Raw genomic sequence first — 25,389 nt, 5'->3', positions numbered from 1 at the left:
TGACTGTATTCCTGTAAGTTATGTTGCAAGCCATTGCGCTGACCAAACAATTTGGCCGGCATACAGCGCTGCACGCGTTGAACCTGTCTGTAAATAAAGGTGAGATCTTTTGTCTTTTAGGGCCTAACGGCGCCGGCAAAACCACCACGATCAATTGTTTCCTGGGTTTTTTAGACCCTGGCAGCGGTACTGCGCTGGTAAATGGTATAGATGTAAAAACCCACCGGCAGCAAGCCCGCCGGCATATTGCCTATATCCCGGAAACAGTGATGTTGTACCCATACCTGAGCGGGCTGGAGAACCTGCAGTTCTTTAACGCGCTTACCGGTAATGAATACACGAAACAACAGTATATACAGCTGCTGCTGCATGCAGGTTTGCAGGAAGATGCCATACACCGGCGGGTACAAACCTATTCCAAAGGTATGCGGCAGAAAGTAGGGATAGCAATTGCCACTGCCAAAAATGCCAAAGCCCTGCTGCTGGATGAGCACACCTCCGGCCTGGACCCCAGGGCCAGCAACGAATTTTCTACACTGCTGCGGCAATTCAGTGATGAAGGCCGCGCAGTATTAATGGCCACCCATGATCTGTACCGGGCCAGGGAAGTGGCCTCCCGCATTGGCATTATGAAGGAAGGGCGGCTGCTTGCCATTATGGAAGCCGCCACCATTGATCATTACACACTGGAAAGCATGTATATGGAACATATGAGCGCCACCCGCTGATTCACACGCCTGTTATTCAATGACCATGTTTATAATATTAGCCACTAAAGAATGGCAGCAGATGCTGCGTAACCATACCCTGCCGGCAGCCTTCATTGCATTGCTGGTAATGCTGGGTATTGCCTTTGCAGGGGTTTGCGGGCGGTATAACCGCCTGCAGGAAGAACGATCTGCTGCAAACATACATTTCCGGCAACAATGGGAGCAGCTGCAGGTGGGTGATCCGCATAGCGCCGCCCATTTTGGCACCTACATTTTTAAGCCTGTTACCTTGTTAAGCAGTTTTGACAAAGGACTGGATAACCTTACCGGATATACGATGCGGGTAGAGGCGCACGTGCAGCACAGTATGGCCACACCCAGCCTGCGCCCGGCCGATATTTACCTGCGTTTCGGAGAGCTGACCATGGCAAGTGTGCTGCAGCTCTTTTTCCCCCTGTTCATCCTTTTCTGCTGTTTTAATAGCTATACACAGGAAAAAACATCCGGCACGCTGCGGCTGCTTTTATTACAGGGCGCCAGCCCGGCTGCATTGTTAAACAGTAAAGCCGGTTTTAACCTGGCTATTGTAAACAGCATGCTGCTACTGGGGTTGCTGGTATACCTGCCTGCGCTCTTTGTAATAACAGGCCGGCCAGCCACCGGTGCAGATCTTTTGCGTATGCTGCTGCTCATTATTTGTTATGCCGTTTACAGCAGCATTTTTGTTTTAGTGGGCATCCTGGTGTCTGCACTGGCAAAAAATGCCCGGCAGTCACTGATCATTGTGCTGGGCATATGGCTGTTATGGAATGTGCTGATGCCCCGCTTAATGCCTGTTATTGGGCAGGCCCTGCACCCTTTACCTTCCCGGTATGCCATACAGGAAAAAATTGAAAAGGCTATTAAAATGGGCATTCATGGCGATGCGCCCCGGGAAAGCAGGCAGGCACAGCTAACACAGGAAGTTCTTAAAAAGTACCATGTTACCAGCGTTGAACAGCTGCCGGTTAATTTAACCGCCATCTTAATGCAGGCTAATGAAGACTATACACAAATGGTGTATGATACCTATGCTGCACAAACAGATAGCATTATACGTTTGCAAAACAATATTACCCGTTATGCGGCTTACCTTAATCCTTACCTGGCCATACGCAGTATTTCTATGGCTTTATGTGGTACAGATTATGACCATCAATGGCACTTTGATAAAACCGCCAGGCAATACCGCAATACTTTTATACGCCGCCTGAATAATGAGCTGGCCTATGGCGGCAGTAAAACAGAGGATGTTACCTCGAAAGTAAACCCCAGTTTTTACAGCACCATACCTGCCTTCCGCTACCAGCCGCTAACTACAGCCAGCGTGCTGCATAACCAGCGCTTACTGCTATTATCCCTGCTGTTATGGCTGCCGGGAAGTGTTTTACTCTTAAACCGGTTTGCCCGCCATGCACAGGTTCAATAGATCCATATTTATGACAGGGCGCATCCTGCAGTTCGAGGTACGCAGCCTTACCCGGACTTCCTTATTACCGGCGCTGGCAGGCATTTTTATAATAACAGCTGCAGTAGCCTTATACTATGGCCGTTCCGTAATGGTAACCCATAAGGCTACGCTGGATAGTATACAGCGGGATTACCACCAGCAGTACATAAAGCTTTATAAACAATTGGATGCGGATACCAGTACGGCACAGGGGAAAACGGATTATATTATGGCCAGCCACCCTGCTGTGGTGGATTACCGGCTGCACCGTACCGTCTTTCACCCGCCTGCGCCCCTTTCCCTGCTGGCTATTGGCATGAGTGATATGGCCACTTATTATTTCCCGGTTACCATCAAACAAAATTTTGTACCGGCGGAAGAAAAGATCAATAACCCGGAATATTTGCTTTCCGGCAATTTTGATGGCGCCTTCCTGCTGATCTACCTGCTGCCACTGGCCGCCATCTGTTTAAGCTATAACCTGCTGGCGCAGGAAAAGGAACAAGGCACACTGGCGTTGCTGGTTATACAAAAAGGCAGTATTACCGGTACGTTATTGCTGCGTTTATTGGTACGTTATCTTATTTTATTAATGGGTGTGCTGCTGATCACTGTAGCCGGTGTATGGCTATCTGGCAGCGCACATTTTCCCTGGCAGGCATTCCTTGCCTGGCTGGGCGTATCCGCCGCTTATACAGCACTGTGGATGGCTATGATATGGTTCATACTTTCCTGGAATACTACGGCTGCTGCAAACCTGGTTATTATGTTATGCACCTGGTTAGTGCTACTGGTAGTAATACCGGCTTTGTTCCGGCTAGGTACACAATCTACAGGTACAACAGACAATACAGCCACCTATGCCTCCCGGCAAAGGGAAATTGAATGGGATACCTGGGAGCTGCCGCAAAAACAATTGCTGGACAGCTTTTATGCAGGGCATCCACAATACTACAATCAGCAGGCTTATGATACCAGCGCAGCCAGCTCCCGGCGTTTGATGGCTTATTTTGAGCTGGTAGCCAAACGTATGCAGCGGATAATGGCCGGGCAGGAAAACGCGAACCGCCTGGATATGCAGGCCATTACGGCTTCTTACCATTATAACCCTGCCGTATATACGCAAACATTACTGAACAGTATTGCCCGTACAGATATAGCTGACTATGCCTGTTTTAACCGGCAGGCCAATGTTTTCCGTGAACAATGGAAACAATTCTTTTACCGCCTGCATTTTAACGGCCGGAAGTTTACCGCAGCAGATTACAAAACCCTGCCTGCCTATGAACCGGTATATGATGTAAACAGCGCCACACGCTGGTGGAAAGGTATGACCTACCTGCTGTTATTAACAGCAGGCTGGCTGCTGGCGGGTATAACTGTGTTATGGAAAAGGCATGTACGGCATGATCATTAAATCAATCAGTTAATATATCGCATCAATGAAAAAAACACTACCTATATTGATCAGTTTATACAGCATTACTGTCAGTAGTTATGCCCAGCATAATACAGACAGCCTGCGTAAACAACGCCTGCAGGAAATTGTAGTGCTGGAAAAGAAAAAAAAGCTGAAGGCAGACAGCATGGCGCCGGTACTGCGCCTGGAAGGCCGCCTGCTGGAAATACCACAAAGCCTGGTAAGTGTAACCAATGAGCTGATCCGTGAGCAGGGAGGCTTGGAAATGAAAGACATTATACGCAATGCCAGCGGCGTAAAGATCGGGTATAACAGTTCTGTGTTTGATGCTTCCGCAGCGGCATTCATGAGAGGTTTCTCCGCAGACCAGTTTGTAAATGGCATGCCACAACGCAGCACCATGGGCGCTATTACAGATGATGCGGCCCTTATAGAACGGGTGGATTTTGTAAAAGGCCCGGCAGGTTTCCTGCTGTCGTCCGGTGAGCCGGGTGGCAGTATGAATATTACTACCAAAACACCCCGGCAGCAAAAGGTAAGACAAATAGAAGCTGCAGGCGGCAGCTTTGGGTTATGGCGGATAGCGGCCGATGCAGGCAGCGCAGTGCAGGAACATGGTTTTTCTTACCGCCTGAATGTTGTATACCAGCAACAGAACAGCTTCCAGGATTTCATTAAAACAAAAAAGTATGTGGCCGCCCCTGTTATACAGTATAACTTCAGCGCCCGTACTGCTATCCTGGCGGAGTATGATCTTATCCGCACCACATCGGAGGGGGGTAGCAGCATTACCAAAATAGGCACGGAAGCAGATATACTTAAAGACCGCATTGGCAATAACTATGCAGGCGATCCCAATTTACCACAGTCCAGCACACAATCGCAGAGCGTGCGCCTGGCCTTTAACCACCGCTTTAATGATCACTGGCGCTTATCAGTACAATCAAAATATACCGTTACTCCTACCACTGTCTGGTACCTGATCTCCGATAACTATTCGCTGGTGAATTTCGACAGCACCAATATTACCCGGCGCTTACCGGTTAATAATAGTATTACCGGGCGGGTAGCAGCAGCACAGGTATATATGAACGGCTCTTTTAAAACCGGCCGTGTTATACAACACAACCTGGTGGTGGGGCTGGATTACAACTACAGCAAGGATAATTTTTTTAATGCTTACGGGCAATATGCTTTCACTTTTGACAGAATGCACCCGCAGTATGGCTTAAATACAGATAGTGTGCGCATGCTGGGTAAACCTGCACTTATTGTACGCGAAAATAACTGGACCTCCGCTTTTGCTTATAACACTACCCGTATTAATACACGCTGGATCGTGAACTACGGCGGCCGTTTTACACTGAATACACCGGTTACTACCAATGGCAAACAACCGCAGCGGGATGAAACAGCCTTCTCTCCCCGCCTGGGCATTACCCGTTTGCTGGGCGATAATACATCGGTATATGTGTTGTACGATCAATCCTTTATACCGCAGTCTGGCGTTGACTTTGCAGGCAACAATTTTAAGCCTATGCGGGGCAACAGTATAGAGGCAGGCGCTAAAAGGGAATGGTTCCAGCGCAAGCTTATTACCAGTGTAGCAGCTTACCGCATTATTAAAAATAACCTGCTTACGAGCGACCTGGAACATCCCGGCTTCAGAAGGCAGATAGGCCAGGCCACCAGCACCGGTGCAGAGGTGGATGTAACCGGCCGCCTCTCCAACCGCTTTTCCATATCTGCGAATTATGCTTACACACATGCTATTACCAGCAAAGATGCTAACAAAGAAAATGAAGGTAACAAGCTGCCCTTTATACCGGAACAGATGATCAACAGCTGGCTGCAATATACCCTGCCGCTGAGTGAAACCTCCCGCTTAAGCTTTAGCGCAGGCCAAAGTACGGTTACACGTACTGCTACATATACGCCCGGTTTTTACCTGAAAGGTTATACGAAGCTGGATGCAGGCCTGGCTTATGATGCCGGTAAATGGTATGTGCGCATTGTAGCGGATAACCTGGCCAACAAACGTTATTTCGCCAGCGGCGATATGCTGGTGGGCTCCGTGTACCCGGGCGTAAGCACCTATTATTATATAGAGGGAGCGCCTATTTCCTTTAAAACATTTGCCGGTATACGGCTTTAACTATTTAAAAAAGATTGCGCAATCGGGGATATGCCGAAACCCCTTAATAGTAGGCACTAATTCTTTAAAAACACTATTTATGAAAGAGAACAAAGCACCCCAGATCAAATTGAGCATTGATGATCTGAAAATTGAAAGTTTTGTAACCAGCATTGACAGTGAAATGAATATGCGCCTGGCAGGCGGGTTGGCTAATCAAAGCCACCCCACGCATACATTGGCTACCGATGACGAAGGCCATTTATGCACGACCGTTATTTGTGCATAAACCTGTTAACGATAGCAGAGGGAGATACTTTTTGTATCTCCCTTTTTTTTTGCTTCCCGGATAAAGTATTGTTGTAATAATGCTTTGATCTGTGTAATGGCCGCTGTGGTAACGGGCTGAATGGAGGTACTGGTATCCCGGTTAAAATGGGTATCCCATATGGAGCTGATCACCCTTTGCAGGGTTTTCCCCTCTTGCAAATTATTTAATAACAAAGCGGCAAACCCGGTGAGCGGATAGGTAGAGATACCCTGCTCATGGCTGTGGTGAATATAATAGTATCCCTGGGGAGAAACGTTCTCCCTGTTTGGCAATCCCGGTTCATGCCAGGGCCAGGTGGTATAACAAAGCTGTATATTGCTCACCGGTATAAATACGGTTTGTAATAGCTGTGCAGGACTTGCGGCCCGGAGCTTTTCTACTGCTGCCTGTAATAATTCTTTTCTTTTAGCATAACACAAAAAACCTTTGTGCTGCTGCCATAAGGCGGTTAAGCTTTGCTCAAACCTGAAACAGTCTGTTATAAATAAACATTCCGCTTCCGGCGACGTGGTTATGCGCCGCACTAGTATGGATTCCAGCTCCGGTATATCATCCGCTACCTGCCAGCATTCTTCCTCCTGCAAAAGTGTAATGGTACGGCCGTAATAACGCATGAATAATTTTCTCCTCACTTCACCCGGTGCATATAGAGGAGCTGTCTTTTTGCCCGAAGCCTTGCAAATGATGGGATGCGTTATTGCATCTTCCTGGTAAGGCAGGAGTGTGTTTACTAAAAAGTACCCTACTCCTGCAAGCCCGGAAAACAGTCCGGGATCATTATTTGCGTCCGGTACATAGGTATTGTAAACGCCCTGCTGCCGGTAAAATTGGACCGCTGCCAGCGCCGTTTGCTGTGCGGCAAGGCGTAACTGCGGCCGTTGCAATATACCGGCTGCCTGTAAAAGGAAAGATGCCAGGCCGCCGTAACCGCTGCATAAGGTAAAATCCCCGCGTTGCAGCAGCTGCACATCTTTTAAACAACGTTCCAGGGCCTGGTTCACCTGCTGCAGGTAAGATGGGGTGCGGGTAAGCTGCCAGGCATATAAACGGCCTATTCCCACTCCTGCTGCGCCGTGCGCCCAGGCATTGGCATCACTGGCATATTTCCTGAAATTGGCTGCCTGCCAATCCATAATGTCCGCTTCATACAGATGGGTGCTCGTTAGCCGTAGGTCCAGCCAGTTATTGGCAGCTGCATCGTAGTACAGCATTTCATAGTGCAAGGCCTGTTCTGCCAGGTAAGTTAATCCTTCATCCCCCCAATACTGCGCGGCCTGTAACAAGGCATAAGCAATACCTGAAGCGCCGTGGGAAAAGCCGGTAAGGCAGTCATACGATCTTTTAACATGCCCCCATCGCAGGCCCTGCGGTGCCATCCGCGCCTGTTGGATCAGCTTATCTGTGAGTGACCTGGTGAGCATTTTCACGCTTTCATTTCCCGTATGTGCATGCAGGTAAGTAAGCAGGAAAATATTGCCGGCATGCCCGCTCATAAAATCATCCTGTACCACCTGCTGCAAAATGCCGGGTTCAAAATGCTGTACCAAAGCCAGCGCATGATCCATATACTTTTTTGTATTCGTAGCCTCATACATTTTTATACACAGGTATATAAGACCGGTAGCGCCGGTATACAGGGTAAAATATTCCTGCCGGCGTATGGCAGGGCGTTCCAGTAAAACAGCTGCCGCCCGCTCGCAGGCTTGCAGATACAGCGGATCTTTACAGTGATCATATAACCGCAAATAGAACAGGATCACCCCTGCGCTACCATTAAACAGGTCCGTGCCCTGGCTGCCATTGACAATAACATCCGGGTGAATGACGTGTAACAGCTGCGCGGCTATGCGGAATACTTCTTCTTCAATAATTGCTTTATCCTGCTCCATAAATAAACTCCAGGCATTTTAAAGTGAAGAACATGATATATGCCTCATCGTGGTTGGAAATACCCAGCCGGTTATGGCCCATATGCATAAAGCTGCCTATAATGTCCTGTAAACGGATGGTTTCAAAACCCAGTGTTTTATACTGTTGAAAAATGTGCTGGTTGTGCTCCGTGAAAATTTGCAGACGGTGCTCACAGGCGCCCCGCGACAGCTCCTCCCAGAGTGCCAGTGCAGCCGTATTTAAGCTGTCTGCATACTGCTCAAAACGGGTTTGGAACAGGCTCATAAAGTGCTGCTCCTGCTGTGACCGGTCTTTGCCCGGATCATATAAGCGGGGCAGCCAGGCATGGATAAAACGCCGGCAGGTATCCAGGTTCATTTCCTTTTCTTCCTGCAAGGCGTACATAACGGCTATATTCAGCTTAATGGCATGCAAGAGTGCAACAGTACCCTTCCATTCGGAGATCTCTGCCAACTGTTTCAGTATATAATCCGAAGAAGCAACGAACTGCTGCTCTGCCCATTCTATGCTTTGGAAATTGCCATAACGCATTACCTCCGGCTCGTAAGCAATAAACTGCAATGTATTATTTGGCAATAGTGGCTTGCCTTCATAAGCCGCATCATCCCTGTTGGAAGGATAGCGGGTAAAGTAGGCCTGGCTTGCACTATGCAGCAGGCGATTTGCTTCCGGCATGGCCGTTTCAGGAACATGTAACCGTAAGCGTATATGCGGGCCGCATTCCCAGTAACGGATAAAAAAAGCAGGATATCCCGTGCGTTGCAGCAATGGTATTACCAGGTGGCGGAGCAGGTGATGCAGATCACCTGCATAAAACAGGTGTGCAGATAACCAGGTACGTTGCATGCATTAATATTTATACCAGTGCAGTAAATATTCCGTAACGGTGCTTTCCGGCCCCTGTTCCGCTAAGTGTGCTGCATGCGGTAACATTTCCTCCAGGTAACAATAAACACCGGCCCTTGCCAGCAGCTTACGGAATAAGCCCACCAGTAAAGGCTGGTCAAAACAAATGTATTGTGGTTTATAATCGTCCCTTTGAAGTTTGGTAACTTCACCGGGCACTATTGGGATATAAGGTGATCTCAGGAAAATGAAAACATGCGCAGGCAGATCATGCTGTTCCCTCCATTCATGCAGGCGTACAAAATAGGCTGCATTCGTTTCCCCATTCACCGGTGCAGGTATGGCAGCGGTTTTCACCAGCCACCCTTTTCTTCTTAACACCACCTGCTCTTCAAAAGTAATACGGGGCCTTAGCTGCACATTTTCCTGCGGAGGGTATGTAACCGCATATTGCCGGTCGGCCGCTATGATCAATTGACGTAAAGGCAGGCGCTGCTCCGGGTTAAAATGCGCCAGCAGCTGGTAAAAATGAGAACGGTTGTAAAAAGATTCCAGGCAAAGATCATAGGCATATATCTCCTTTCCATCAGACGCATGATATAAAGACAGCCCGTCTTTTTCCGGGTTATATTTCACCTGTATGTCCTGCAGGGATACCTGCGCTTCCTGCGGGTAGTTATTATTACCACCAGGCATACAGATCTCATACGGCAGCAGCGGCGGGTGTATGTTGGCATTAAATGTAGAGCCATCGTTCAGCTCTATCATCCTGTGTTCCGGGTATAGCGCGGCATTCCATTCTTTAAAACTGCCTGCTACAGCGGGATCTAACAGATGCAGGAAACGGCCGGCCACTTTGCCCATGCCCGGCAATAATGCATTGATGATACCATGTAATGCGGGTTTACCATTTTGCCCAACATTGTAAAACTGCACAAACATACCCCTGGTATGCCCTGCAGTATTATCAGTGACCAATGTTGACCGCATACTCACCTGTGCAGGCGTAATATCCAGCTGCAGCCCATCCGGGAGCTGCATTGCAGGCTGTTCCTGCTTTTTCGCATGCGCCTGTTTTTTCTCAAACAGGTAATAGGCGTGGTAAAACGTGGTAACAGGTACCGGCTGTGAAGGGCCATAATGCTGCAGGAAGAAATTACGCATTTGCTGCCTTTCTTCCTGTAAAGCATCTTTTGTTCCCAATAAAGCACAAAGCCGTTCTGCCTTATTTATAAATGCCTGTATGCCAGCTGCAGGCAATGGGTTACTAACAGGCGTAGCAGTATCTTCATAAAAAATATCCTGCGGGGCAAAAGAACGTGGATGAAAGCGGTTCACTTCAAAAGAGGCAGCGGTGATGTTATCCACCGGCTGTTTTATATCTGTTGCAGTGGGTAAGCCAGCCTCTTCCTGCAGAACGTTTAAGCCCTGGTTTAGCAGGGCTGCTGTTTCCTGCAATAGCTGGTAACGTTGGGTGGATGAAGCACCTGCATAAGCAAGCTTGCGGTCCCTTACTGTATGCAGCAGCCGCTGTAAGCTGGCAACGGATGTATGTTGTGTATGTGCTGAAAGGAAATGCGTAAATGCTGCATCCCAGTCCGGATCTACCCCGGAACAGCCAATACCTGTTTCCAGGAAACCACCGGCAGCCAGCTTTAACAAAAAATCCTTGATGGTTGCACGGTCTGTATCAGGAATATGTTTGCAAAGGGTATCAATTAAAGTGCTCATGGTAACAGGCGCTGCCTGCTCCTGCAGGAACTGAAATAACCATAATGGCAGGTTACGCGCAGGCAGGCGCTGAAAGGCTTCTACATTAAAGTAGTTCACCAGGAAATGCAGCTGCTCCTCCTGCACAGTAGCTGTTACATTTAGCCGGATGGAGAGTATTTCATTTAATACGGGATGATGGATCATTAAAGAGCGGATATACGAAAACAGGCCGTTATGCAGCCGGATGCAGCTGCGGATAGTCTTTGGCGCCGGGGGAATATAATGATGTAATGCCTCATCCAGCATACCTGTACCGGTGCAGGTAAATGTGCTGAATGGCGATGTTTTACCGGCCATACGGGTAATATAACGGAGCAGGCTATACTCATTCTTCAGCTCCCGGTTCCGGAAAGCAGTGGTATCTGCCGCCGCAAAACTATCCAGCTGTGTATACAGGACCGGGCTGGATAAGAGAATACCGCTGCGCAGCAATTCGTTTTGCGTCCATTGCTGCAGCTGTTTTCTATGATCTATGAGCGCCTGGTCAAAATGGAGCTCCCATGCCTGCCGGATTGTTTCAATTTGCCGGAGCGTTTGCAGGTAAGCCTGCAATGCGGTCTGTATAAGCGGTTCCTTTACAGCATCCACCTTTGCCAGTTCCGCGCCGGTAAGCTGTTTGCCATTATATACCTCCCGTTTCAGCTGTAATAAATGCTGCCTTTTTTTATGATCTTCCTGTGCCTGAATAGCGGCGTATAGCTGATCGCACAGGGTTTGTTGCTGCTGCTGTAATGCTTTTTGCAGCTGCGCCTGTTGCGCAATAAAAGCTTCCACACCGGGCATATGCAGGGCTTCTAATGTGCTGAATGACATGGCAGCATAACGTACCAGCGCATAGGGGAATATTTTTAATGCCATAGGACTGTATTTACAGGTGTAACGGATCTGTTATTTTCCCAGCTCCAGCTGGTTCTTTATCAGGTGGTAATAGGCGCCACCGCTGGCGGTTAACGTTTCGTGCGTGCCTGCTTCTACAATAGTGCCTTTATCCATGACCAATATCTGATCGGCATGTTTAACCGTGCTGAGGCGGTGCGCCACCACTACTACTGTTTTCCCTTTAAAAAAACTATGCAGGTTATTTATGATGGCACGTTCATTATGCGCATCCAGTGAGTTGGTGGCCTCATCCAGGAAAACAAATGCGGGGTTGCGGTAAATAAGCCGGGCAATCAGCAGGCGCTGTGTCTGCCCCTCGCTTAGCCCATAACCATCTTTACCGATCAGGGTTTCATAACCAAAAGGCATAGCCGTAAAAAAGGTATGGATATTGGCCATTTTGCAGGCTTCATATAAGCGGGTGTGATCCTGCTCTGCTGCACCTGCGAAAATATTATTGGCAATGGTGTCCCGGAACACATAACCATCCTGCATTACCACGCCGCAATGCCGCCGCCAGGCTTTGGCCTGCATTTGCTGTAAGGGCATATTGCCCAACATTATGTGCCCCTGCACCGGTTGATAGAATTTCAGCAATAACTTCAGCAGCGTGGTTTTTCCGCTGCCGCTCATACCTACAATGGCAGTTACTTTACCGGCGGGTATGGTAAGGTGGATGTTGTTTAATACAAGCGGTGAATGTTTATGCCCGTACTGGAAATAAACGCCGGAAAGGCACAGATCCTTCCCTGTTACCTCATTGTGCAACAGCTCTTTTTCCTGCGGCGGATCTTCATCCGGTTCATGATGCACCTCTGACATGCGCCGCAAACTGAAACGCGTATTTTGTACTGCACGTATAAAGTCCGTCAGCTGGGCCACCGGTGTATTCAGCTGCCCGCCAATGTAGGTAATAGCCAGCATCTCCCCCAGCGTCAGGCGCCCGTTCACCACCAGTATGGCAGCCAGGCAGGTAATAAGCACATTCCGGGTTTCATTGATGAAAAGCGCAACACCCTGTATAAGCTGGTCCACCTTTAAACTTTCCAGCTTTACGGTAAAAGACCGTTCCTGTAAGGCAGCCCATTGCGCGGCTTTAAGACCCTCGCTCCCGGTTAGCTTTATTTCCTGGATAGCGGAAAATATTTCCAGCAGCGTATCCTGGCCGGATGCCAGCACGCGAAAACGTTTCTGATCCAGCCGCCCGCGTTTTTCCTGGAAAGCGCCTGCCCACGCAATTCCTATAACAGCACCAGCAGCAAACAGCAGGAACAGCTGCCAGTTATAATACAGCAACATACCACCCAGCACCAGCAGGGTTACCACCGCCATTACAAATGTGACCAGGGAGGTGGTCAGAAAATCCTCTACACGCTGGTTATCTGTTACGCGCTGCATATTATCGCCCGCCTGCCGGTTATCAAAAAAAGTAAAAGGCAGGCGCATCAGCTTTTGTAAAAAATCCTTCAGCATGCCAATGCTGATACGTGCCCCCAACGCCAGCAGCAAACGGGCGCGTATAAAATCCATTACCATGCGGCCCATGAACAGCATCAGCTGCCCCGCGCAAATGAGCAATAACAGCGGCACATCTTTTCCCCTGATACCTTTGTCAACCACAGCCTGCGTAAGCAATGGCGGAAGTAATGAGAGCAGGCTGGCTATCAGCAATGTGCCCAGCACCGGCATTAATTTGTTGCGGTGCGCTGCCAGGTAAGGCCATAAAGTGCGCAAAGTAGTTTTAGGTATTGCAACTGCAGGCGCTTCGTAAAAAGCAGCAGCAGGCTCCAGGAATAAAGCACGCCCCATCTCCGCCTCCTGTGCAACCTGCCAGGCGGCCATAAATTCGGGGATGGTATACCGGCTGCGCCGTCCCAGCGCAGGATCTGCCACATACACCGCTTTGGGGGTAATACGGTACAGCACTACAAAATGCTGTTTATCCCAATGTAAGATGCAGGGCAGCGGCGCCTTTTGCGCCAGCACCGTAAAAGGCAGCTCTGCTGATAATGTTTTAAAACCCAGCTGCTCTGCAGCCGCCATCAGGTCGGCAAACGTAACGCCCTGCCTTGAGATCTTACAGGCATTACGCAGGTACTGCAGCGGATAAACTTTGCCATAAAACGCCGCTACCATTTGCAGGCAGGTAGGCCCGCAATCCATAGCGTCAGATTGTTTGTAAAAAGGAAAGGGTTTATGGCTGAATATATTTTGAAACACTGTTGCAATTTATAAAACAAATCAGATATGCAACGCTGTTTCAAAAAATATTTTTAAGAATAAGGTATCCTGCAGGCTGCTGCACTACTAAGCGGCCGGCATATTTATATTCCTTAGATTAGCATGATATTCTGCTAATATCCGCTAACTACCATAGGCTATGAAAAAAGCACTTTTCTTTTTCCTCGCGTTATGGAGCTGTGCGCCAGTATTAACGGCGCAAACCATTCAGCCCCCGGACCAGTTATATGGCCCCCTCTTTAAAACCGTACAGTTATCCGGTATTTTCCGCGACAATAAAACCTTTGTAGATGCCGTACCCAAAGAAGATCCCAAACAGGTAATGGCACAATACCTGGCTGCCGGGCAACCAAAGGATAGCGCGGCGCTACGGGCATTTGTACAGGCACATTTCCTGCTGCCGGATTCTATTGCCGTTCCACCGGCTTTTAACGGGCACGAAACCTCCGTAACAGCCCACATCAACCATTTATGGAATGTGCTGCAGCGGGATACCACCCATGCCCTGCCCTACAGCTCCCTGTTAAACCTGCCCTACCCGTATATTGTACCGGGCGGCCGCTTCCGGGAAATTTATTACTGGGATAGCTACTTCACTATGCTGGGGCTGGAAGAAAGCGGGCGTTTTACCATCATAGATAACATGATCAAGAATTTTGCGTACCTGCTTACCCGTTATGGACATATTCCCAATGGCAACCGTAACTATTTCCTGAGCCGCTCGCAACCGCCCTTTTTTTCACTGATGCTGGATATACTGGCCAAACACAAGGGTGATAGCATTTACACCGCTTACCTGCCGGTGCTGGAAAAGGAATATGCTTACTGGATGGACAAAACAGCGCCTACCAAACACGTAGTAAAGATGCCGGATGGCAGCCTGCTGAACCGTTATTATGACCAGGATAATATTCCGCGGCAGGAAGCCTATAAAGAAGATGTAGCGGTAGCTAAGCTTACTCCCTATAAAGATATTTACCGGGAGCTGCGTTCCGCCGCAGAAAGCGGCTGGGATTTCAGCAGCCGCTGGTTCCGGAATACCAAAGACCTGCACACCATTCGCGTAACCTCTTTTGTACCGGTGGATCTGAACGCCCTGTTATTTCACCTGGAAAATACACTGGCGCGCGCCCACCAGCTGGCGGGTCATACACAGAAAGCCGCACAATACAAGCTGCTGGCAGCCAGGCGCCAACGCAGCCTGGAAAAATATTGCTGGTCGGCCGCTGCGGGCTGGTATGTGGATTATGACCTGCTTAGCCAGCGCCCGGGTACCGCATTAACACTGGCTGGTATGTACCCCTTGTTTACAAAGGCAGCTTCAAAAACGCATATTACCATCATACAACAACAGATCAATCAAAAATTCCTGAAAGCCGGCGGCGTAACCACTACCCTGAAAAATACCGGGGAGCAATGGGATGCCCCTAATGGCTGGGCGCCATTACAATGGGTAACCATCGCCGGGTTGGAAAACTATGGCGCATCTGCGCTGGCTAAAAAAATTGCGGAACGCTGGGTGGCGCTGAATATACAGGTGTACCATAACACCGGTAAGCTCATGGAAAAATATAATGTGATGGATCTGCAGCTGGTAGCCGGCGGCGGTGAATATCCCACGCAGGATGGTTTTGGCTGGACCAATGGTGTGTTGTTGAAATTACTGCAGCAGTACCGGATAAATGCGGAACGCTGAAGGCTTAATGCTGAACGCTGAACGCTGTTTGCGTTATGTTGGATAGACTGGTATTATTAATGCCTGATATATTATATACTAATGGTTTACGGCTTCACCACAGGCATTGGGCACTAAGCATTCAGTATTGGAGCATTAAGCGTTAAGCGTTCGGCATTAAGCATTCCGCATTTCTTCCGCAATGGCTTTCAACGCAGGCAACAATTCCGGTGCATTCCAGACAGCGCCCATCGCAATGCGGATGTAGCCCTGATCTCCATGCACGGAAAAACTTTCACTGCTCATTACATCAATACCTTTCGCTTTCATTTGCGGCACAAAAATACCTGCCGGCAAATGCACAGGCAGCTTTACCCAAAAATGATAGCTACCGGGAAATATATTATAGTTCAGTCCTTCAAAGAGGGTCGTTATTTTTTCATATAATGCCAGCGCTATCTGCCGCTTTTCATGGATCACCTGCGGCAGCAGATCATACTGTAGCAGGTGCTGCACAAAAGCATGGAATAATGCGGAGCTGCCGCTGGTAGTGATACTGATGATGCTATCCATACCCTGCAGCAATCCTTTGGGATAAATAATATAAGCCAGCCTCACAAAAGGATTAAAGATCTTGGAAAAGCTGCACACATAAACAGTACGCTCCGGCATCAGCTGTAAAAAAGCCGGCGGCGGGGACGGATGCAGGAAACGGTAGGCATCATCCTCTATTAAATACACATCCTTAAAAGAGCGGATCACCCTGGCAATGGCCTCCCTCCTTTGCAACGACATTACACTGCAGGTGGGATTATGCACCGTAGGCTGCACATACACGAGCCTGCTTTTACCGGTTTGCAGGTATTGTTCCAGCGCATCCGGCAGCATACCTTCCTCATCACAGGTTATGGTTTGAAACTGGTAGCCCAGCGCCTGCCCGCTCAGTTTAAAATTGTTGTAGGTAAATTCTTCAATAGCTACCGTTTGCTCCGTATGGCGGAAAAAAGCAAGCATGCAATAACCGGCACTGTTTCCACTGGCAGTGGTGGTTACATCCATTTGCTGCTGCAGGGTATCCGGCGGCAGCTGCAGCCACTGGCCCAGGCGTTGTAAACCTGCAGCATTGGGCGTCATAGGGGCCGGTGATAACAATGCAACTTTTTCCTGCTCCGTTAATCCATTTACATATCTTTGAAAAATATCAGCCTCCTGTTTAACCGCAGGGTAGTTCAGTCTAAGATCCAGCATAAACTATTAAATTAACTCAAAAATAAAAGATTCAGCTTATCAGGGTTATTTTTTATAAGAAGTGTTAAATTGACATTTATTTTTTTTACTTTTACTTTACATGGAACCAAACCCATAAAAGTCGCATTACAAGCACTATCAGCCAGGACCATATTTTTTATCAGCCATCAAAAAAATCCCGTATGAGAAGTCCATTCCACCTCATCGCTATTGCACACAGGTATCCTTTTTTGTTGGTACCTGGAACTGATCAAAATACAGGTAAGCATCGCAAAAAGCTTCATAAAAAACCACCATCAGCTGCCTGTTTTACCTAGCAGTTTAAAACACTTTTCAAATATAACAACGTATCACCGGTGTGTTTAACTCCGATGGTATTATTTTCCATTTACCCTTTAAATTAAATCCAGCGTTATGAGATTACTATTACACTTCCTGCACAGGAAGCGGCTGTTGGCGTGCGCACTGGTAGCAGCTATCATCAGCACGTTTCCGGCCTATGCACAACAAGGCAATCCGCAAACCTACCACGGTACGGTTACAGACTCTGCCGGACTGCCCATACCCGGCGCCTCCGTTATACTAAAGAACACTAACCGTGGCGCCATCACCGATCAGAATGGCGTTTTTAACCTGCAGGCCCCGCAGGGCAGCACCATTGTGGTAACTAATGTAGGTTACCAGAACCAGGAGATTATACTGGGCGGCGGCAGCACGCTGCGCATCCGCCTGGCCCAGGCATCCAGCAGCTTAACAGATATTGTGGTAGTAGGTTATGGCACACAAAGAAAGGCCACGGTGAGCGGTGCTGTAAGCTCCGTAAAATCAGAAGACCTTGTACGCACGCCTGCCACCACGGTGTCTGCCGCACTGGTAGGCAGAATGCCCGGCCTTACTGCGCGGGCTCCGGATGCGCGGCCCGGCAGAGGCACCAACATACAGATCAGGAACCTGGGTAACCCACTGTATGTAATAGATGGTGTGCCCTACACCGGCAGTCCCAATACTACCGCATTCGGCTTTACGCAAGGCAGCGGGCAGGATGTGTTTAACAGCCTGGGTATAGAAGATATTGAGAGCATTACCATCCTGAAAGATGCTTCTGCATCCATTTACGGCCTGCGCGCATCCAACGGCGTGGTACTGGTAACCACTAAAAAAGGTAAACGTGCCGGTAAACCCAACATCAATGTTTCCGGTTATTACGGCTTGCAGAACTTTACCCGTTACCCACATCCCGCTAATGCCGGGCAATATGTGCGTGCGCTGGTGGAATCTGAGCAGAACCTGGGCCGCGATCCCTCATTGCTGTATTCCCCGCAGGAGCTGGCCAAATGGGAGGCCGGCACAGAAAAGGGATACAAGAGTTATGACTATTACAAAGAAACCTTACGTCCTAATGTACCGCAGTCTTACCTGAGTGCAAGCGCATCCGGCGGTGGGGAACGTTCTACTTATTATCTATCCGTAAGCCGTATTCAGCAGGATGCCATTGTAAGGGATTTCAGCTTTGAACGCACCAACCTGCAGGCTAACCTGGAAAGCAGCCTGGCCAAGGGTTTGAAGGTAGGCACACAGATCAGCGCACGCCTGGAAAAAACCCATAACGTAGGCGTGCCCGGGCTGGATGATTACTTTAATCCTTTCCTGAGCATTTTCAGCATGTGGCCAACAGAAAGCCCGTATGCCAACGATAATCCCAACTACATTAATCAAACGCATAACGTAAACGTGAACCCCGCCACGTATAAAGATGATGTTACCGGTTACCTGGATGAGTGGTGGCGCGGCATTAACGTAAACCTGAATGCGCAGTATGATTTTAATTTCGGGCTAACGGCAAAAGGCATTTACTCTTACAACTACATGAACGAAGACTTTGATGGGTTTGAATATACCTGGGATGCGTATAAGTATGATGCCAACACAGATACTTATAACACCCAGCCAGGCTTCGGTAACCAGAACCCCTGGCGTGAAAGGCATAAGCGGAACGTGATCTCCCGTTACGGGCAGTTCCAGCTAAGCTATAACAAACAATTTGGCCCGCATGCTATATCAGCCGTGGCGGCCTACGAACGGTCTGATTACGATAACTCTTATTACGTAGTACATACCATTCCTACTAACAACTACATCCCTACGCAGTACTTATCGGAACAGGATTATTTGTCGGATGAATGGACTACGGAGGCCCGTGCCGGTTATATCGGCAGGGTTAACTATAACTATAAGCAAAAGTACCTGCTGGAACTATTGGGCCGGTATGACGGCTCTTACCTGTATGCCAAAGGCCACCGCTGGGGCTTTTTCCCGGGCGTATCCGTGGGCTGGCGTATTTCAGAGGAACCTTTCCTGAAAGATAAGCTGGGCACCTTTTTGAATGATCTGAAGATCAGGGCTTCCTATGGTGAAACAGGCAGTGAGATCGGCTTCCCGAACGGCGATCCTCCCCAACCTTTCAGCTACCTGTCTGGTTACAACTTTAACCAGGGCGGCGCTGTGCTGAATGGCGCCTATGTGATAGGCATCCGTCCGCGCGGGCTGCCTATTACGCAGCTTTCCTGGGTAAAGAACCGCTCCACCAACATTGGTATTGACTTTACCCTGCTGGATAATAAGATCAGCGGCCAGGTAGATGTATTCAAGCGCAAACGCACCGGCCTGCCCGCAGCCCGTTATGATGTGCTGCTGCCCAGCGAAGTAGGTTATACCTTACCCAATGAGAACCTGAATGCAGATGCTACCCGTGGTATAGAAGGTATGGTTACCTACAGCGGCCAAACCGGGCAGGTAAATTATTCCATTGGAGTAAATGCCACGTACGCGCGGCTGAAAAGTGTAAGCACCTATAAACCCCGTTTTGGCAATGAATGGGAGAAATACCGCAACTCTGTAGAAGACCGCTGGTCTAACATTACCTGGGGATACCATGTAACCGGACGTTTTGAATCACAGGATGAGATTGATAACTATGACATTAATAACGACGGACAGGGCAACCGTACAGAGCTGCCCGGTGATTTTAAGTATGAAGATGTGAATGGCGATAAGATCATTAACAATATGGACCAGCGGCCCATTGGTTATGCACAGGGTGCGCAGCCATATGTAAGCTTTGGTATTAATGGCAGTGTCGGGTACAAAGGTTTTACCCTGCGTTTTGATTTTGCAGGCGCCACTATGCAGTCTTACCTGCGCGACTGGGAGCTGCGTTATCCTTTCCAGAACAATGGTTCCTCACCGGCCTATATGTTCACCGACCGCTGGCACCGTGAAGATCCGTATGATCCCAACAGCAAATGGATTGCCGGTACCTACCCTGCCATCCGGAAAGATAATACCACGCACGTGAATTACCAGACCAATGATTTCTGGATCACCAATGTGCGGTATATCCGGCTCAGGAACCTGGAGCTGGGTTACAACTTTCCTAAATCCTGGCTGAGCAAGATTGGAGTGAATGCCTTCCGGGTGTATGTGAACGGCACTAACCTGTTCTCCCTGGACAATGTAAAGAAATATGAAATTGATCCGGAGATCAGCTCCAGTAACGGGCTCGTATATCCGCAGCAACGGCTGTACAACTTTGGTTTTAATCTTTCCCTTTAATGATGATAATTATGCAAAAGACATATAAATACATACTCCTGGGCCTTTGCCTGCTAACTGCCGGCGCGTGCAAAAAAGACTGGCTGGAGCGGCAGCCCCGCACCATATTGCTGGAAGAGCAGGTATGGAATGATCCCAAACAGATCGTAGCACTGCTGGCTAATTTTTACGACCGCCTGCCGGTACAAACCGGCCTGCAGGATATTAATAATAACGGCGACCTGGACGGCCGCATAGCCCAGTGGCGCGATATGGCCAATTTTGACGACGCTATGTGGTCCGGCCAGTCCAATGAAGACGGGCGTAATAATATTCCCGCTTATGGCTTTGACAGCTGGCGTTTATGGAACTTTTCTTATATCCGCGATATTAACCTGGCGCTGGAAAACATAGCACAGTATGGTGAGCGCTTAACAGAAGATCAGAAAAAACAGTTCACCGCTGAGCTGCGTTTCCTGCGGGCCTACGATTATTTTGAGCTGGTAAAAAGAATGGGCGGCGTGCCCCTGGTTACTAAACAGCTGCTTTATGATTACAGCGGCAATGCCACTCCCCTGCAGGTACCACGCGCCAAGGAGGAAGCTGTGTATGATTTTATAGCCAGTGAAGTAGATGCTATTAAAGACGACATTGGCAACGACGGTAATGTGTCCCGCGCCAACAAGTACACTGCCCTGGCGCTGAAAAGCCGGGCCATGCTGTATGCCGCCTCTATTGCCAAATACAATAACCTGATGCCTGCGCCCATTAATACCCCCGGCGGAGAAGTAGGTATCCCGGCATCCAGGGCCACGGAATTTTATACCAAATCACTGGAAGCATCCAGGGAGATCATTAACAGCGGGGTATATACGCTGTACAAGGTGAACCCGAACACGGGCGAGAACTTTTACGAAGCCATTACCAAAAAATCCGGCAATAAAGAAGCCATTTTTGTAAAGGATTTCCTGACGCCTCAAAAACGGCACTGGTTCTCTTATGACAATATTGTACGCGGTATCCGTGAGGATAACCTGGGCTCCTCTTCCGTAACGCCTTCCCTGAACCTGGTGGAAAGCTATGAGTACCTGGATGGTACGGCCGGTGCGTTAAAAACCCGCACTGCCGATAACAGCGATTATATTTATTATACCAATATTGGGGATATATTTGCCAACAAGGATGCACGTTTATACGGCACCGTTATATACCCCGGTACTACCTTCAAGGGTTTGCCGGTAGGTATACAGGCAGGTGTAATGGCCTGGAATGCCACCCGTAATGCATATGATGTAGTAGAAGGCAATGACCTGAACACCACCTATACGGATGGCAAAACGCTCACCGGCAGCTCTGGCCCGCACCGTTCCATACAGGAAGTATCCAACACTGGTTTTTACCTGCGCAAATATATTGATGCAGGCGCGCGCACCAGCACCCGCGGTATACAGAGCGATATCTGGTGGATCTGGTTCCGGTTAGGGGAGGTGTACCTGAATGCAGGAGAAGCCGCCTTTGAGCTGGGATTAACCGGCGAAGCGCTCACCTACATTAACGCCATCCGCGAAAGGGCCGGTTTTGGCGCCAACAGCCTTAGCACGCTAACCCTGGCCCGCATACAGAACGAGCGCCGGGTAGAGCTGGCCTTTGAAGACCACCGCCTGTGGGACCTGAAACGCTGGCGTATTGCAGATAAGCTTTGGAATGGCAGTGTGAGTAACCCGAATGCCATGGTGTATGCGCTGTATCCTTACCGTGTAGTACGCGCCGGGGATGCAGCCCGCAACGGCAAGTATGTATTTGTGAAAATGATCGCACCGCGGTTCAGGGCGCCAAGATTTTTCCAGCTGGGTAATTATTACTCCTCCATAGACCAGGCAGTAATCAATAATAATCCAACAATTGTTAAAAATCCCTTTCAATAACTCAATATTATGCAACGTATCATCATCTCATTCCTGGCGATCGCATTCATAGCGGCAGCAGGATGTAAAAAAGATAACTACGAGGAGCCCAAGGCTACTCTAACAGGCCAGGTTGTGTACGATAAACAGCCGGTGGGCTTACGCTCTAACGGCGTACAGCTGGAGCTGTGGCAGCACGGTTCTGCCCTGTTCACCAAAATACCCGTGTATATAGCGCAGGATGGCACTTTTTCCGCATCCCTGTTTAACGGCAGCTATAAGCTGGTGCTGTTACGTGGTAACGGCCCCTGGGTAAATAATTCCGATTCGCTGGATGTAACGGTAAATGGCAATACCACAGTAGAGGTACCGGTAGAGCCTTTTTTCATTATTAAAACCGCTAACATAGGCCGGAGCGGCAGCGATATAACAGCAACGGTTACACTACAGCAAATAAATAACAGCCTGCCGCTTGATGCCGTATCCATTTATCTGGGCTCCACTACGGTAGTAGACCAGGTGAACAGTGTGGCCGGTACTACGGTAGCTGCCGCAGACATTCCCAACATTACACAGCCGGTTAATTTAACGGTGGCTATCCCGCCCTCCCTTATTGCCAAGGGATATGTGTATGCACGGGTAGGTGTTAAAACCGCCGGTATAGCGGAATTACTGTACACCATGCCTCAAAAAATTGAGCTGAAATAATAATAACACCTGCCAACGGAAGCTGGCAGTTTTCGCCGTCCGGTTTGTATTAATTATCTTTATTGCAACCCGGACGGCGCCCCTAAAGGGGTGGTCATAACCTCCGGAAATTTCATAAAATGGACGAAGCAGCATTACAGGGCATTGCCCGCCAATTGAGCCACCCGCAAGGGGAAGATGGGCTTAAAATAGCCGCCAATATGAAAGTTGGCAATGGAGGCATGATCCAGCGCACCATTGACCTGCTGGCCTGTGAGGACCATAATACCGTGCTGGAAATTGGCCCGGCAGATGGTGGTTATGTGCCTTACCTGCTTTCCCGCGCGCCACATTTAAAGTATTATGGCATTGATATTTCTGAGACCATGTTAGCGCAGGCCAGGCAGCAGCACGCAGCGCTCATCACCCAGGGCATGGCTTCATTTACATTAGGAAATGGGCGGGAGCTGCCTTATGATGATGATCTCTTTGATAAAGTATACACGGTTAATACCCTGTACTTCTGGGAAGATCCACTGCTGATGTTAGCTGCAATTAAACGGGTATTAAAACCCGGCGGCCGGCTGGCCATTGGCATACGCAGCAAAAGCCTTATGGAAAAACTACCCTTCACACAATACGGCTTTGAATTGTATGATACCGCCAAAGCCACCACCCTGCTGCAAAAAGCCGGTTTTACTATTCAGCAGGTAGTGGAAGAAAAGGAAGAAGTGGTGAAGATCATGGAAAAAGAATTTCAAATGGACAGGATTATACTTGTGGCCAGCAAATAAACAATTACTTTTTAAGGAGCTTATTCTTCAGTATTTTCTCCAGCACCGCATCCTTCATACTGCGGGATACCGGTACCTGGTGTTTGCCCAGCTCAATCAGGTTCCCTTCAATACTGGTAATTTTAGCGGCATTGATCACAAACGATTTATGTGTTTGAATAAAACCGGGATCCGTAATACATTCCAGCACAGACTTTAACGTGGTATGCGTAATATAGCGGGTTTGCGCCGTGTAAATGTTTATATAATTTTCCATTGCCTCTATATACACAATATCGTTAATGGAGATCTTCACCAGCTTATCATCTGTTTTAATAAACAAATGGTCGGACGCTGCGGGCGCTGAGGTTTGGCGGAACAGATCGTATACACGGTTCACCGACTTCAGAAAGCGTTCAAAGGAAATAGGTTTCAGTAAATAATCCACTGCTTCCAGCTCAAAACCTTTTATAGCATACTGCTCATAGGCCGTAGTAAAGATCACCTTAGGCGGGTTATTAATACTCTGCAGCAGCTCCAGTCCATTGATGTAAGGCATTTCTATATCCAGGAACAGCAGGTCCACCGGCTGCTCACGCAGCAGGCTGTTTAATGATACGGCATCTTCACAAACCCCTACCAGCTCCAGGAAATCCACTTTCTCCACATACCCTTTAATGCCTTTGCGGGCCATTGGCTCATCATCTGTAATTACACATTTGATCCTGATCATAATCCTATATTTAAATTAGCCGTAAAACTTTGCCCGTTATCCTTAATGGCCAGCGTATACCGGTTGGGATATAGCAGGGCCAGGCGCCGTTGCAGGTTATCCAGCCCAATACCACTCCTGCCCTTTCTCTCCGGAATGATCTCCGGCTTTGCATTGCTTACCTCAAAGTGCAGCTCTCCGTTATTTAACCTGGCAGAAATATTGATCCAGTATTCACCGCCGGCGTATTTAAAAGCATTTTCCACCAGGGGTAACAATAACAAGGGGTACACCTGCTGCCCGTCCAGCGCTTCATCAAACTGCACCTGCAGGTTAAGATGGTCATTCATCCGGCTTTTTTGCAGGTGAATATACGATTGCAGGTACTGTAGTTCCTGCCGGATGGAAACCTGCTGATGCTGGTCATACAGCTGGTAACGCAGCAGCTCCGACAGCTCTTCAATAGTTTGTTTGGCCCGGCTCACATCCTCATCCATCTGGAAATATACCGTATTCAATGCATTGAACAAAAAGTGCGGATGGTACTGCGCTTTCAGAAAACGCAATTCTGTTTGCAGCTGGTCGTTACTGATCTTTTCTATCTGCAGCTGCTGCTCATAACTTTTTCTCATAGAAGCATTTCCTCTTATAAAAGCGTAATAGAATAATAAGTACAGCAGTGGTATCAGGTAAATGAGCACAGCATCGTACCAGGTAAGCCCGTCATCTGTAAGGGCTGCCATGGGCATTATGAATACAGTGCTTACCAGCTCCACATACAAACCTACCACAGCAAACTCCTTCAGTAACCCCCGGTTACGCACCGGCGCCTTAAAATATCGCTGGTTCCTTTCCAGTAATTTATGAATACCCCATATGTTAATGTAGCTGATAAGTGTTACCACTGCTAATTCAATGGCATTAACAGCCCAGGGCCTTAGCCAGAAACGGGTACCGGTGATCACATCATTTACCAGGCGGATGGTCATATAAATGAGCAACCCGTAAAAAACCGGAAATATCAAACGCCACCATTTATACTGCATAGTCATGAAGTTAAGCAAA

General features: G+C 48.6%; 17 protein-coding genes. 10 read left to right on the top strand and 7 right to left on the bottom strand.

Features of this window, described 5'->3' with window-relative positions:
• The first annotated feature begins 20 nt into the window (after positions 1-20).
• The 5 genes from KVT36_RS11575 (at position 21) to KVT36_RS11555 (ending at position 6,042) form a co-directional block, all read left to right on the top strand.
• On the top strand, positions 21-728 hold the full coding sequence (locus tag KVT36_RS11575; RefSeq protein ID WP_217603654.1) for an ABC transporter ATP-binding protein: 708 nt from the start codon (positions 21-23) through the stop codon (positions 726-728).
• A gap of 25 nt (positions 729-753) precedes the next feature.
• Positions 754-2,178: a DUF3526 domain-containing protein gene (locus KVT36_RS11570; RefSeq protein ID WP_217603653.1), complete on the top strand. Its 1,425-nt coding sequence runs from the start codon at positions 754-756 to the stop codon at positions 2,176-2,178.
• A 10-nt stretch (positions 2,179-2,188) separates the two neighbouring features.
• Positions 2,189-3,616, top strand: a complete 1,428-nt coding sequence (locus KVT36_RS11565; RefSeq protein WP_217603652.1) for a DUF3526 domain-containing protein — start codon at positions 2,189-2,191, stop codon at positions 3,614-3,616.
• A 25-nt stretch (positions 3,617-3,641) separates the two neighbouring features.
• A complete protein-coding gene (locus KVT36_RS11560; RefSeq protein ID WP_217603651.1) occupies positions 3,642-5,774 on the top strand; it encodes a TonB-dependent siderophore receptor in 2,133 nt (710 codons plus the stop codon).
• A 79-nt stretch (positions 5,775-5,853) separates the two neighbouring features.
• Positions 5,854-6,042: a pinensin family lanthipeptide gene (locus KVT36_RS11555; RefSeq protein ID WP_217603650.1), complete on the top strand. Its 189-nt coding sequence runs from the start codon at positions 5,854-5,856 to the stop codon at positions 6,040-6,042.
• 5 nt (positions 6,043-6,047) lie between these two features.
• Here KVT36_RS11555 and KVT36_RS11550 read toward each other — a convergent pair whose 3' ends face one another.
• Genes KVT36_RS11550 through KVT36_RS33160 form a run of 4 tightly spaced genes read right to left on the bottom strand, consistent with a single transcriptional unit; the run spans position 6,048 to position 13,713 of the window.
• On the bottom strand, positions 6,048-7,973 hold the full coding sequence (locus KVT36_RS11550; protein ID WP_217603649.1) for a lanthionine synthetase LanC family protein: 1,926 nt from the start codon (positions 7,971-7,973) through the stop codon (positions 6,048-6,050).
• Complete coding sequence (locus KVT36_RS11545) at positions 7,960-8,841, bottom strand: thiopeptide-type bacteriocin biosynthesis protein (RefSeq protein ID WP_217603648.1); 882 nt, start codon at positions 8,839-8,841, stop codon at positions 7,960-7,962. Before KVT36_RS11545 ends, KVT36_RS11550 begins: the two co-directional genes overlap by 14 nt.
• 3 nt (positions 8,842-8,844) lie before the next feature.
• Positions 8,845-11,472 carry a lantibiotic dehydratase gene (locus tag KVT36_RS11540; protein WP_217603647.1) on the bottom strand — a complete coding sequence of 876 codons (2,628 nt, stop codon included), beginning with the start codon at positions 11,470-11,472 and terminating at the stop codon, positions 8,845-8,847.
• A gap of 30 nt (positions 11,473-11,502) precedes the next feature.
• Complete coding sequence (locus KVT36_RS33160; RefSeq protein WP_217603646.1) at positions 11,503-13,713, bottom strand: peptidase domain-containing ABC transporter; 2,211 nt, start codon at positions 13,711-13,713, stop codon at positions 11,503-11,505.
• A 160-nt stretch (positions 13,714-13,873) separates the two neighbouring features.
• On the opposite strand from KVT36_RS33160, the gene treA reads away from it, so the two are divergent.
• Complete coding sequence (gene treA / locus KVT36_RS11530) at positions 13,874-15,430, top strand: alpha,alpha-trehalase TreA (RefSeq protein ID WP_217603645.1); 1,557 nt, start codon at positions 13,874-13,876, stop codon at positions 15,428-15,430.
• 156 nt (positions 15,431-15,586) lie between these two features.
• Here the strand turns inward: treA and KVT36_RS11525 are convergent, their stop codons facing one another.
• Entirely contained in the window at positions 15,587-16,657 is a 1,071-nt protein-coding gene (locus KVT36_RS11525) for an aminotransferase class I/II-fold pyridoxal phosphate-dependent enzyme (RefSeq protein WP_217603644.1), read from the bottom strand.
• Between the two features lie 414 nt (positions 16,658-17,071).
• Here KVT36_RS11525 and KVT36_RS11520 point away from each other — a divergent pair, with 414 nt between their 5' ends.
• From KVT36_RS11520 to KVT36_RS11505, 4 genes are all read left to right on the top strand, one after another.
• A complete protein-coding gene (locus tag KVT36_RS11520) occupies positions 17,072-20,269 on the top strand; it encodes a TonB-dependent receptor (RefSeq protein WP_217603643.1) in 3,198 nt (1,065 codons plus the stop codon).
• Between the two features lie 11 nt (positions 20,270-20,280).
• Complete coding sequence (locus tag KVT36_RS11515; RefSeq protein WP_254639959.1) at positions 20,281-22,173, top strand: RagB/SusD family nutrient uptake outer membrane protein; 1,893 nt, start codon at positions 20,281-20,283, stop codon at positions 22,171-22,173.
• A 9-nt stretch (positions 22,174-22,182) separates the two neighbouring features.
• Positions 22,183-22,860, top strand: a complete 678-nt coding sequence (locus KVT36_RS11510) for a DUF3823 domain-containing protein (RefSeq protein ID WP_217603641.1) — start codon at positions 22,183-22,185, stop codon at positions 22,858-22,860.
• A gap of 119 nt (positions 22,861-22,979) precedes the next feature.
• Positions 22,980-23,633, top strand: a complete 654-nt coding sequence (locus KVT36_RS11505) for a class I SAM-dependent methyltransferase (protein WP_217603640.1) — start codon at positions 22,980-22,982, stop codon at positions 23,631-23,633.
• Positions 23,634-23,637: 4 nt separating this feature from the next.
• Here KVT36_RS11505 and KVT36_RS11500 read toward each other — a convergent pair whose 3' ends face one another.
• Together KVT36_RS11500 and KVT36_RS11495 are read right to left on the bottom strand one after the other, a co-directional pair.
• Positions 23,638-24,345, bottom strand: a complete 708-nt coding sequence (locus KVT36_RS11500) for a LytTR family DNA-binding domain-containing protein (protein WP_254639958.1) — start codon at positions 24,343-24,345, stop codon at positions 23,638-23,640.
• Positions 24,342-25,370, bottom strand: a complete 1,029-nt coding sequence (locus KVT36_RS11495; RefSeq protein ID WP_217603639.1) for a sensor histidine kinase — start codon at positions 25,368-25,370, stop codon at positions 24,342-24,344. The genes KVT36_RS11500 and KVT36_RS11495 overlap by 4 nt, the downstream gene beginning before the upstream one ends.
• Positions 25,371-25,389 lie beyond the last annotated feature (19 nt).

This window comes from Chitinophaga sp. GbtcB8, from assembly GCF_019091455.1.
Taxonomy (GTDB): domain Bacteria; phylum Bacteroidota; class Bacteroidia; order Chitinophagales; family Chitinophagaceae; genus Chitinophaga.
The sequence above is the reverse complement of the archived record's forward strand: the minus strand, read 5'-3'. Positions and strand labels throughout refer to the sequence as shown.